The sequence below is a fragment of the Cellvibrio mixtus subsp. mixtus J3-8 genome (assembly GCF_000766945.1).
GTDB classification, from domain to species: domain Bacteria; phylum Pseudomonadota; class Gammaproteobacteria; order Pseudomonadales; family Cellvibrionaceae; genus Cellvibrio; species Cellvibrio mixtus_A.
Map to the genome: position 1 here is coordinate 55473 of NZ_KN266216.1, position 3426 is coordinate 58898.

5 protein-coding genes are annotated in these 3426 nt (G+C 38.7%); 1 reads left to right on the plus strand and 4 read right to left on the minus strand.

Annotated elements, in window-relative coordinates:
* Positions 1–212: 212 nt before the first annotated feature.
* Both A596_RS20840 and A596_RS23195 read right to left on the minus strand, forming a co-directional pair.
* Positions 213–626 carry a hypothetical protein gene (locus A596_RS20840; protein WP_039918574.1) on the minus strand — a complete coding sequence of 138 codons (414 nt, stop codon included), beginning with the start codon at positions 624–626 and terminating at the stop codon, positions 213–215.
* 9 nt (positions 627–635) lie between these two features.
* On the minus strand, positions 636–791 hold the full coding sequence (locus tag A596_RS23195) for a hypothetical protein (protein ID WP_160280192.1): 156 nt from the start codon (positions 789–791) through the stop codon (positions 636–638).
* Positions 792–1226: 435 nt separating this feature from the next.
* On the opposite strand from A596_RS23195, the gene A596_RS20850 reads away from it, so the two are divergent.
* A protein-coding gene (locus A596_RS20850) for an IS3 family transposase (RefSeq protein WP_152600255.1) occupies positions 1227–2383 on the plus strand; the annotation gives its coding sequence in 2 pieces (ribosomal slippage) (positions 1227–1485 and positions 1485–2383; 1158 coding nt in all).
* Between the two features lie 98 nt (positions 2384–2481).
* Here A596_RS20850 and A596_RS20855 read toward each other — a convergent pair.
* Positions 2482–2949 (minus strand): DUF6714 family protein, encoded by a 468-nt coding sequence (locus tag A596_RS20855; protein ID WP_039918577.1) that lies wholly within the window; start codon positions 2947–2949, stop codon positions 2482–2484.
* A gap of 204 nt (positions 2950–3153) precedes the next feature.
* Positions 3154–3426, minus strand: a 273-nt coding sequence (locus A596_RS23655) for a transposase (RefSeq protein WP_459542211.1), incomplete at its 5' end; no start/stop codon positions are given.

The following is a 3426-nucleotide window of genomic DNA, read 5'->3' on the forward strand; positions in this document are numbered from 1 at the left end:
TTTAACGTTTTCTGTAGGTTGGAACGGGCCGCGTAGGTGAGCGCAGCGACTTCCGACAAATTCACCACAATCAAAACCATGTAAATCATTGCACAATTATGTTGATGCTCATTCGAAATGTAGAGACAGATTATCGTTCGATCATGTCGGAAGTCGCTGCGCTCACCTATGCGGCACGTTCCACCCTACATCGATCTAATACAAGTTACGCGTTAATAAATAACATTACCTGCTCGATTGGCTCCAAACTCTAATAATATTTTCTCAATATTTCCTGATTTTCCGGTACATCTCTGAATTGGTGCAGCATTCGAGTCACCCGGGCAATCTGGATTTGCGCCAAAACTTAACAATAAATGCACAGCATTTTCTATTAAATCACCCTTGCTTATTTTCTCAACATGATATCTGTGAATGAGATCATGCAAAAATCCATGATTGCGTATAGAAAACTGTGCGTTCGTATTAATGTTTGGATTTGCCCCGCTTATTAGAAGTAACTTAGCGTAATTTAAATCCAAATTTTCGATTGCCTCTGTTAAATATGAGTTTACATTCAGCATAAAATCATCATCTAGCAAAAGCATCTCAATGTTATCCAGGATGTAATCTTTATCGTATTTCATAGAAACACCTTAATTCCAATATTTATCTTTGCAGTTTTTTACCTTTTCTTTTGCTTCATCAAGAACACCAATAGCCCATCCAACTGCCTGAATAATTTCTCCTGTAGGATCTATGAATCTTAAAGGATCATTATTTGCATAAGAATAATAATTTAAGTGGCTCATCATCCTTATCGATCTAATCCAAGTTACGCGTTTTGTGGTATAACTTATCAGTTTGGTTTTTTAATTAATTCTTTAAAAATCTTATCAATATTGCTTTTGATGTTTTATTAATATAAAAAATAAAAAAACTATGGCTGTATTAAATTCTTCATTATGTATACATGAATTAACTTTGAAAATTTTTTTAACTTCAAATCCTTGCTCAAATGCACTATGCAATTGATCCATTATCCTGAACGACAGATACTTCTTTCTATCCAAAAGAATAGTTTCATTTACATCGCACAACGCCAATGGCTCTGAAATTAGTAGTTCACCGATATCATTTTCCAAAACCTCTTCCCAATTTTTTATATGAACGGCTGTAGTGGCATAGTGAATTTGGCCACCTAATTAGAAGTGATATTATCACTTCATACAACTAATAGGTGTCCAATGAGCAAACGTACGAGACCAACATTTAGCCCTGAATTTCGCCATGAAGCTGCACAACTCGTTGTAGAAAAAGGCTACACCATCCGTGAAGCAGCAGAATCAATGGGGGTAGGCCTATCCACGATGGATAAATGGGTTAAGCAACTTCGCGCAGCACCCGGTGGGCAATTTGCCAAAGGAGCCCCGGTAACATCGGAACAACAGCGCATTCGCGAGTTAGAAAAGAAAATCAAGCGCATCGAGACGGAAAACGAAATATTAAAAAAGGCTACCGCTCTCTTGATGTCCGACTCTCTGAACAATTTGCGATAGTCAAAGAGCTCAAGAAGAGCTACAGCGTAAAAATGTTGTGCGAAACGTTTGGCATCCATCGCAGCAGTTATAAGTATTGGTGTGATCGACCTGACAGTATCAATGCTGAAACCATTCACTTACTAAGCGAAGTTCGCGCTGTGCATGCAGAAAGTAACGGTTCTGCGGGTGCCAGAACAATTGCGGACATGGTGACAGCGCGAGGTACTTCATTGAGTCGCTACCGTGCAGGAAAACTGATGAAAAAGCTGGAGTTAGTCAGTTGCCAAATACCGAAGCACAGCTATAAAAAAGCTGGCCAGGAACATATTGCTGTCCCTAATAAATTGGATCGGCAATTTACAGTCAGCAAACCCAATCAAGTCTGGTGTGGTGATGTCACTTACATTTGGATTGGTACGCGCTGGGCTTATCTTTCCGTAGTATTGGATTTATTTGCGCGCAGGCCGATTGGCTGGGCATTATCGTTATCGCCTGATAGCGAGCTTACCAGGCGCGCGTTAACCATGGCATTTGAAGCAAGAGGAAAACCTAAAGGTGTGATGTTTCATTCCGATCAAGGTTGCCATTACACCAGCAAAAGTTATCGTCAATTATTATGGCGCTACCGCATTGATCAAAGCATGAGTCGCCGCGGTAATTGTTGGGACAATGCTCCAATGGAAAGATTTTTTAGAAGCCTGAAAACAGAATGGGTGCCGACATTCGGTTATCGAAATTTTAAAGAGGCTGAGTGTTCGATAACGGATTATATTTTGGGTTACTACAGTCAAACGAGGCCGCATAGTCACAATGCTGGATTATCGCCAGTGATGGCTGAACTAGCATACGCAAGTAACTCTTAAACTGTGGCCAAAATTACTTGTCCACTACAGAGACAGATTATCATTCGATCATGTCGGAAGTCGCTGCGCTCTTCCAACCTACATTCATTTAATCCAAGTTACGCGCTTTGCAATTCATTCCATAAGAAAATTGTTTTTTCAATAAGAGAATTGAAATACTCATTTTCTTCATTGTTATACATTTTAATAAAATTTAAAGTTTCACCTATTACACTTAGTTGATCTATTGTTAAATAGCTCACCCTTTCCTTCCAATACTGCTCAGATAAATCTAATGCAGATAGTCTATAAACAAGATTATCCGTTAACTCTGAATCAACATTATTGATTGCGTAGACTAAATAATCTTTTAAGAAAAATGCAAAAGCTTGTGCTGTCAATGCAGGCAGACTTTTAGCGTGATTCTCCAACACATGAGAGTCTACATAACCTTTTATAAATGGTGAAAAATCTTTGTTAATTTCTTCTTCATTCCAATCATCAATCATTGCTATTTTTTTTGGGCAAGGGCAGTTCATGAATGCATAATTTATTTTATTTAGTAGGTTTTTTTTCTTCGCAATCATCTTTGCATGCCTATTTCATATAATCTGTACATTTATTTATTCCATTTATTTCATCTTTTATTCTCTGGTCATGTGATGGATTTTCCTTGTAACATTTAACAGATAACGTTGACTGAGCAGCGATACATAATCCCTTCACGGCCACTTTACCAAACACCGAATAGCTGATTGTTTTTATTGTAATAATGGCTGACGCGCGCCTGATTAAAATTCGTCCGGTGATGCATATCGATTAAACGCCTTTTTAATTTCACACCAACACTCCCTAATAATCAGCATCGCCTTCTGGCAAAGTCTCCGCCGCATGCATATGATCAGGTAGCTCACGCAAGCATCAGTATGAAACGGACGTTTACGCCTAACCTTAGCCACCGACTCCCGCAAATAATCCACATAATCCACCAACAATGTCTTTTTACGATCCAACAAATTCACCGTAAAAAAATACGTCCCACCCTCCAAATAATTACGCCGATA

Coding starts and splice junctions, on each gene's coding strand:
- A596_RS20855 (WP_039918577.1), bottom strand. CDS start 2,949: ATGATTGCGAAGAAAAAAAACCTACTAAATAAAATAAATTATGCATTC.
- A596_RS23195 (WP_160280192.1), bottom strand. CDS start 791: ATGAGCCACTTAAATTATTATTCTTATGCAAATAATGATCCTTTAAGA.
- A596_RS20840 (WP_039918574.1), bottom strand. CDS start 626: ATGAAATACGATAAAGATTACATCCTGGATAACATTGAGATGCTTTTG.